This window comes from Ruegeria sp. YTSA219 (genome assembly GCF_059609985.1).
In genome coordinates, this window is record NZ_JBXWMT010000019.1 from 53,227 (window position 1) to 61,200 (window position 7,974).

The following is a 7,974-nucleotide window of genomic DNA, read 5'->3' on the forward strand; positions in this document are numbered from 1 at the left end:
GTGGATACCGGCACCAAGATCTCGGCGATTGCCCATGTCAGTCTGATTTGTTGGGCATTTTTTGGCGGTACCTTCCGGTCCGAACCGTTGCCTATGGCCGTGCAGGACGTGTCGGTCATTTCGGCTGAGCAATTTGCGGCAATGACCGCTCAGCGGGATGCGCCCGAAGTGCCAACGCCAACAGCGCTACAGCCGCCCGAAGCCCCAACAGAAGAGGAGCCAGCGCCGGAACCGGTAGTGGAGGAGCAGCCTTCGTTGCAAGAGGCGGAACCTGCTGAACCCGACCCGGACCCGGATCCTGAGCCTGAACCGGTTGAGCCGCCGCCAGTACCGGTGGTGATTGAACAGCCACCGGTGTTGGACACGCCTGACCCCGAGATCGTCGACGTTACGGTGCCTTCTGGGCCAGAAGCACAGCCCAGCTCGGCCGAGAATGTTGCGCCGGTGCCGGTTGCGCCGCCTCCGCCCGAGGCCGCGCCTGATGAAATCGAAACCCCGGCCGTATCTTTGGACGAGGGAGCCGAGACCCAGCAGGAACAGCAGGATCAGACCGCCCCCGAGGAAAAGGCTGACGAGATTGTGACCGAAGCGGAAGAGCCCAAGGAAAACGCCCCCCGAACATCGCCGCGCCCGCGGACCCGTCCCAACCGCCCGACACCGCCGGTCGAGCCCGAACCCACAGAGCCCGCGCAGACGGAAACAGCCATCAACGATGCGCTGGCCGAGGCGTTGGGACAAGGGAGTGAACCCTCTGGTCCGCCCTTGACCAGCGGCGAAAAGGACGCGATGCGATTGGCTGTTTCCCAATGCTGGAACGTTGGGTCCTTGTCCACGGATGCTCTGCAGACAGTTGTTGTTGTCGGATTTTCGTTGACCCCTGATGGCAAGGTGGTTGGTGGCAGCTTGCGCATGATCGACAGCTCAGGCGGTTCTGACGGCGCAGCCAGACAAGCCTATGAGGCCGCTCGACGTGCCATTTTGCGCTGTGGAGCCAAAGGTTATGACCTGCCAACCGATAAATACGAGCATTGGCAGGATATTGAGATTACATTCAATCCCGAGAGGATGCGGATCAAATGATGAGACTTCTGACCAGCCTGTTGCTTGGCCTGACACTGGTGTCGGCACCTGTTCACGCCCAAAGTGGACCGCTTCGCTTGGAATTGGATCAGGGGATTATCGAACCCTTGCCCTTTTCGGTTCCGAATTTTGTGCCGGACAGCACAGCAGCTGCGCAATATGCCCAGGATATCTCGCGGGTTGTGGCCGCCGATCTAACCGGAACAGGGCTGTTCCGCGAAATTCTGTCTGATGCTTTCATCAGCCAAGTGGCCAGCTTTGAAGATCCCGTTCGGTTCGCGGATTGGAAAGCCATCAATGCCGAGGCTTTGGTGACAGGTGCTGTGAATGTGTCGGGCAATCGCCTGACGGTGCGGTTCAGGGTCTGGGATGTGTTTTCTGGGCAGGAGCTGGGCAACGGTCTGCAGTTTGCCGGGACGACTGAAGGGTGGCGGCGCATGGCCCATAAAGTGGCGGATCAAGTCTATAACCGTGTAACGGGCGAGGGCGCCTATTTCGATAGTCGTGTTGCCTTTGTCTCTGAAAGTGGTCCCAAGGATCAGCGCCTGAAGCGCCTGGCGATCATGGATTATGACGGCGCGAATGTGCAGTACCTGACCGACAGTTCAGCCATTGTTCTGGCACCACGCTTTTCACCTGCCGGTGATCAACTGCTTTATACCAGTTACGAATCCGGTCAACCGCGCATCTATGTTCTGGATATCGAGCGGGTCAGGCGGACTGAGTTGAACACCCAGGGCGGCACGATGAGCTTTTCGCCCCGGTTTTCGCCGGATGGACGGTCGATCGTCTATTCACTTATTCAGGGCGGCAATACGGACCTGTGGAAAATGGATCTGGCTTCCGGGCAAAGCGTGCGGCTGACCAATACGCCCGCGATCGAAACCGCCCCCAGCTATTCGCCAGACGGTTCCCAGATCGTGTTTGAAAGCGACCGTTCGGGCACGCCACAGCTTTACATCATGCCCGCAAACGGGGGTGAGGCGACGCGGATCAGCTTTGGTCAGGGCCGTTATGGAACGCCGGTCTGGTCCCCCCGTGGCGATCTGGTTGCGTTTACCAAGCAGAACAAAGGCCGATTTCATATCGGTGTCATGCGAACAGATGGCAGCGAAGAGCGTTTGCTGACCTCGTCGTTTCTGGACGAAGGACCGACATGGTCCCCTAATGGTCGCGTGATCATGTTCACCCGAGAAACCCAGGGCGCAAGTGGCCGGGCGACGCTGTATTCGGTGGATATCTCGGGACGCAACCTGCGCCCGATCCGCACCCCGGATGGGGGCAGCGATCCGTCATGGGGCCCACTGCAGAATTGATCACGGCTGCTGGCAGGAAAAGTTCACAAGGAACCTGCACTGTGCTACAGAGACGGCAATAAAGAGAAAAAACAACGAGGCACCTGAGATGAACGTATTGGGCAAAATCCTAGCACTAGGTGTGTTTGGCGCGTTGGCAGCCTGCACCAATAACGATCCGTCTGCGCTGGGCGGCGGCTTTGGCAATGGCGCAAACGGCGGGCTGGCCGCGGGCTCTCCAAGTGATCCGCGCTCGCCTGCATATTTCCAGCAAACTGTTGGTGACCGGGTTCTGTTTTCGGTCGATCAGTCGACGCTTACTCCGCAGGCGCAGTCAGTGCTGCAGGGGCAGGCCGACTGGCTGATGGCCAACCCCGACTTTGTGGCAACGATCGAAGGCCATGCGGATGAGCAGGGCACGCGTGAGTATAACCTCGCACTGGGTGCGCGCCGGGCAAATGCCGCCCGCGAGTTCCTGATTTCCCGCGGAGTAGCGGGCAACCGGCTGACAACTGTCAGCTTTGGCAAAGAGCGTCCGATCGAGATTTGCAGCACCGAGGACTGCTATTCGAAAAACCGTCGTGCAGTGACGGTGCTGACCGGATCAACGTTGGGATAAGGCGATGAAACTAGCAGGATGGGTTCTGGCCGCAGTTTTGGCGACCGCCGGTTTGGCACAAGCACAGGATCAGCAAACCTTGGCGGATATCCGGCAGGAACTGACGGTGCTGCATGTGGAAATTCAGCGGCTCAAGCGCGAGTTTTCAACAACCGGCTCTCCGGCCCCGAACCTGTCCGGCAGTTCGATACTTGAACGCGTTGATGCCATAGAGGCCGAGTTGCAGCGCCTGACGCGCCAGACCGAGCAGTTGAACCAGCGTGTACAGAATATTGTAACCGACGGCACCAACCGCATCGGTGATCTTGAGTTTCGCTTGGTCGAACTGGAAGGCGGCGACCTGAGTACGCTCGGTGATACAACAACTCTGGGCGGAGAAACGGACATCACATCCGCAGCCCCTGCTGCTCCGACAGCGCCAACCGATTCCGACCTGGGTGAGTTGGCAGTAGGCGAGCAAGCGGATTTCAATGCTGCTGCTCAGGCGCTGGCCGATGGAAACTTCCAGGCCGCCGCGGATCAGTTCGCAGTATTCGATACATCATATCCCGGAAGCCCGCTTGCGCCCGAAGCACACCTAAAGCGCGGGCAGGCGTTGGAAGGCATTGGCGACACCCGCGAAGCTGCAAGGGCTTTTCTGGCCAGCTTCACGGGTGATTCCGAAGGCGCCTATGCGCCTGAGGCTTTGTTCGAACTGGGTGCTGCGCTGGGCCGTCTGGGACAGACCGAACAGGCGTGTATCACACTGAGCGAGGTTAGCGTCCGGTTCCCGGCCTCGGTATTGGTCTCCAGTGCCACGCAGGAAATGACGTCACTGGGTTGTACTTGACCACACAAGGCACACTCCTGAAATCCGAACTCCGCGCGCGATTGCCGGAAAACCTTCCGCGCCGTCTAGGCGTTGCGGTATCCGGTGGCGGTGACTCAGTTGCTTTGCTGAGTTTGTTGAAGCACATCGCCCAAGAGGAACAGGTTGAGCTGTTTGTCGCCACGGTGAACCACAATCTGCGCCCCGAAGCGGTGGCGGAGGCAGATTGGGTGGCGCAGCTTGCCCAGGGTCTGGGCCTTCCACATGAGACGTTGCACTGGCAGGGGTGGGACCAGACAGGTAACCTGCAGGATAGGGCGCGGCAGGCCCGGTACCAGTTGCTGTCAGACTGGGCGCGTGACAGGCAGATCGGCGCGATTGCCCTGGGACACACCGCCGATGATCAAGCCGAAACCATGCTGATGCGATTGGCGCGCGCTGCTGGTGTGACGGGATTGTCCGGCATGCCCGCAATGCGGAACTATCAAGGGATCATGCTGCTGCGGCCGATGTTGGGGATCACCCGGCAACAACTGCGCGATTATCTTGCCAAGATTGGGGCAGATTGGATCGAGGATCCATCGAATCACGACCGGCGGTTTGATCGTATCAAGGCGCGCGACGCGTTGACCGGCTTGTCCGAAATTGGGATTTCGGCGCATTCTCTGTCCCGCGTTGCTGAAAACCTTGCTCAAGCCCGTGAAGCATTAGAGCAGATTACGCAGGATTCCGCCCGTCAGGTCCTGAGTGTCGATGGCGGCGATATCTGTGTCGATCGCGCGCAATTTTCCACTCTGCCTGCGGAAATTCGACGTCGTCTTCTTACAGGTTGTGTCCGCTGGATTGCGGGCCGCGGATATCCACCGCGTCAGGCTGCAACAGACCGGGCGCTGCTCGCGATTGATCAGGGTGAGGCGGCGACGATAGGTGGATGCCTCTTGATCCCAAAAGCCGATAAAATGTGGATTTGCAGAGAGCTAAATGCCGTTGAGAGCGAAACCGGCGCACCCGGTCAGATTTGGGATGGACGGTGGATCCTGTCTGGCCCGGCGATTCCCGACGCGCAGGTTCACCCGTTAGGTGCGGCTGGTTTGCAGGCCGTGCCAGATTGGCGTGCACTTGGAAAACCGCGCGCCGCGCTTCTGGCGTCTCCGTCCGTCTGGAGTGGAGAGGTCTTGGTATCTGCACCTATGGTGGGTTTCTCAAATGGTTGGCTTGCAGAACTGACGCCAGAAGAGCCCGAGTTTCACTCTTCGGTTTTATCGCATTGAACCTGCTTGAATCATCTCTATTTTAAAGAGCAACCCGGCAGATCCCCATCTGCCGAAATCTTTTGGGAGATTTTTCTTGGGCAACGCTCGTAACATCGCCTTTTGGGTCGTTCTGTTTTTGCTGATCCTTGCACTGTTCAATCTGTTCAGCGGACCAGGTGGAACGCTTCAGAGCAATGAAAGAACCTATTCTGATTTCGTGACCGCTGTTGAAGGCGGCGAAGTCAAAAACGTGACATTGGATGGCGAGCAAATTCGCTATACCACGCAAAGCGGCGCAAGCTATGTCACGATCAAGCCCGGCGATGCCGAGGTGACCAAACTGCTGATCGATGAAAGCATCCCGGTTCAGGCTGTGAAACAACAGCAATCGGGCATTCAGTCTTTCCTGGTCACTCTTCTTCCTTTCCTGCTGCTGATCGGTGTCTGGGTCTACTTCATGAACCGGATGCAGGGTGGCGGCAAAGGTGGCGCGATGGGCTTTGGCAAGTCCAAAGCCAAGATGCTGACCGAAAAGCATGGCCGTGTAACTTTTGATGATGTCGCTGGCATCGACGAGGCCAAGGAAGAACTGGAAGAGATCGTAGAATTCCTGCGCAATCCGCAGAAATTCAGTCGTCTGGGTGGCAAGATTCCAAAAGGCGCTTTGTTGGTGGGCCCTCCGGGGACCGGTAAAACGCTGCTGGCCCGCGCCATTGCGGGTGAGGCGGGTGTGCCCTTCTTCACCATTTCGGGTTCGGACTTTGTTGAGATGTTCGTCGGTGTCGGTGCATCCCGTGTCCGCGACATGTTCGAACAGGCCAAGAAAAACGCTCCCTGTATCGTCTTTATTGACGAGATTGACGCCGTTGGCCGCCATCGTGGTGCCGGTTATGGCGGGGGTAATGACGAACGTGAACAAACGCTCAACCAGTTGCTCGTCGAGATGGACGGGTTCGAGGCCAATGAGGGCGTGATTATCCTGGCGGCCACCAACCGTAAGGACGTTTTGGACCCTGCGCTGCTGCGTCCAGGCCGTTTCGACCGCAACGTGACTGTCGGCAACCCCGACATCAAAGGCCGCGAGAAGATCCTGGGCGTTCACGCACGCAAGACGCCCCTCGGACCTGATGTCGATCTGCGCATCATCGCGCGCGGGACTCCGGGCTTCTCGGGTGCTGATCTGGCCAACCTCGTGAATGAGGCCGCGCTGATGGCCGCCCGCGTCGGTCGCCGCTTTGTTACCATGGAAGATTTCGAGAATGCCAAGGACAAGGTGATGATGGGTGCCGAGCGCCGCTCGATGGTGCTGACCCAGGACCAGAAGGAAAAGACTGCCTATCACGAATCAGGGCATGCCGTTGTTGGTATGACGCTGCCGTTGTGTGATCCGGTCTATAAGGCAACGATCATTCCGCGTGGTGGTGCGCTGGGCATGGTGGTGTCACTGCCAGAAATGGACCGCCTGAACTATCACCGCGATGAGTGTGAGCAAAAGCTGGCCATGACCATGGCCGGTAAGGCGGCTGAGGTGATCAAATATGGCGAGGACCATGTCTCGAACGGTCCGGCGGGCGATATCATGCAGGCCAGCCAACTGTCGCGCGCGATGGTGATGCGCTGGGGCATGTCGGACAAGGTCGGCAATATCGACTATGCCGAAGCGCATGATGGCTATTCAGGCAACACTGCCGGGTTCTCGGTCTCGGCCCATACCAAGGAACTGATCGAGGAAGAGGTCAAGCGCCTGATCCAGCAAGGATATGAGCGTGCGCATCAGATCCTTTCAGAACAGAACGAGCAATGGGAACGTCTGGCCCAAGGGCTGCTGGAATATGAAACCCTGACCGGTGACGAGATCAAACGCGTCATGAATGGCGAGCCGCCCAGCGAAAGCGATGACGAGGGCGATAAACCTGATGAGGGCAGCGCCCCCAGCGTGACAGCCATTCCGAAAACCAAGGTTAAGAAAACTCCGCCCGATGGCGGGATGGAGCCGGAACCAACGGCTTAAACTTTCAAAGACCCGGGCCTGTCCCGGGTCTTTTTTCTTTTCAATCGCGAAGGTTTGCCCTCTATTCCGCATCAGATGTCAGTTCTGAAAAAGGGATAAATATGCCGGTATTGCGCGAAACCGAATTCACGGGAGAAGTTGTTTGGTTGGGCCACGTACCAGCAGGTGAAACTCTCCGGGCCAATGCCGTGGACAGTCTGGATTTGGGTTTCTCGGGTGATCAAGGCGCGCGTCACGAAGGCGTGAATCGTACCTCTTGCGTGCGAGTCAAAAACCTGTACCCGGTAGGCACCGAAATTCGCAATGTGCGGCAGTTATCGATCCTGTCCGCAGAAGAACTTGATGCCATCGCGCAGGAAATGGGCTTGGGTAAGCTGGACCCGTCCCATCTGGGGGTCAGCATTGTCTTGCGCGGCATTCCGGATTTCACCCATATTCCGCCCTCGTCTCGTTTGCAGGTGGAAAATGGCGTGGCGCTGACGATCGACATGGAAAACCGGCCCTGTATCCTGCCGGGGCGCGAGATCGAGGCTGACTTGCCCGGGTATGGTGCGGCCTTCAAGCCTGCAGCGCAGGGACGGCGGGGGGTCACGGCTTGGGTCGAAAGACCCGGAGAGCTGAACCTGGGCGATGAGCTTACACTGTTTGTCCCCGATCAGAGAGCCTGGACACCATAAGGGACCGCAATTTCCGATCGGAAGGTGCCGATGTGACGCTACGACGTTTCAAGGCGCAATTATGTCGGAATCCATAGCCACCAATTTGGTACACAACGGTATGGAGTGAGCAGCGCCGGCGTTCTGCGTCGGGTTTGCACGGAATTCAATCAGGGACCGAAACCCAATGAGCTATAAATCTGACATCGAAATTGCGCGTGAGGCGAAGAAGAAGCCGATTCAGGAGATTGG

7 protein-coding genes are annotated in these 7,974 nt (G+C 58.1%); all 7 read left to right on the forward strand.

The annotated features are described in order from the left end of the window. The 7 genes from tolA to AC2FFB_RS18820 all read left to right on the forward strand — a co-directional run bounded on the left by tolA (nt 1) and on the right by AC2FFB_RS18820 (nt 7,743). Nucleotides 1-1,080: a cell envelope integrity protein TolA gene (tolA, locus tag AC2FFB_RS18790; protein ID WP_496875294.1), complete on the forward strand. Its 1,080-nt coding sequence runs from the start codon at nt 1-3 to the stop codon at nt 1,078-1,080. Beyond that, entirely contained in the window at nt 1,077-2,396 is a 1,320-nt protein-coding gene (tolB, locus tag AC2FFB_RS18795) for a Tol-Pal system beta propeller repeat protein TolB (RefSeq protein ID WP_496875295.1), read from the forward strand. Before tolA ends, tolB begins: the two co-directional genes overlap by 4 nt. Nucleotides 2,397-2,484: 88 nt before the next feature. Next, the gene (gene pal / locus AC2FFB_RS18800; RefSeq protein ID WP_281973807.1) at nt 2,485-2,994 is read left to right on the forward strand and encodes a peptidoglycan-associated lipoprotein Pal; all 510 of its coding nucleotides are present in this window, start codon (nt 2,485-2,487) and stop codon (nt 2,992-2,994) included. Between the two features lie 4 nt (nt 2,995-2,998). Then, complete coding sequence (ybgF, locus tag AC2FFB_RS18805; protein WP_496714296.1) at nt 2,999-3,823, forward strand: tol-pal system protein YbgF; 825 nt, start codon at nt 2,999-3,001, stop codon at nt 3,821-3,823. Beyond that, a complete protein-coding gene (tilS, locus tag AC2FFB_RS18810; RefSeq protein ID WP_496694666.1) occupies nt 3,820-5,073 on the forward strand; it encodes a tRNA lysidine(34) synthetase TilS in 1,254 nt (417 codons plus the stop codon). The genes ybgF and tilS overlap by 4 nt, the downstream gene beginning before the upstream one ends. A gap of 76 nt (nt 5,074-5,149) precedes the next feature. Continuing rightward, nucleotides 5,150-7,066 carry an ATP-dependent zinc metalloprotease FtsH gene (gene ftsH, locus AC2FFB_RS18815; RefSeq protein WP_142640196.1) on the forward strand — a complete coding sequence of 639 codons (1,917 nt, stop codon included), beginning with the start codon at nt 5,150-5,152 and terminating at the stop codon, nt 7,064-7,066. A 101-nt stretch (nt 7,067-7,167) separates the two neighbouring features. Then, nucleotides 7,168-7,743, forward strand: coding sequence for an MOSC domain-containing protein (locus AC2FFB_RS18820; RefSeq protein WP_271952269.1), 576 nt, complete (start codon nt 7,168-7,170; stop codon nt 7,741-7,743). The last annotated feature ends 231 nt before the right edge of the window (nt 7,744-7,974 follow it).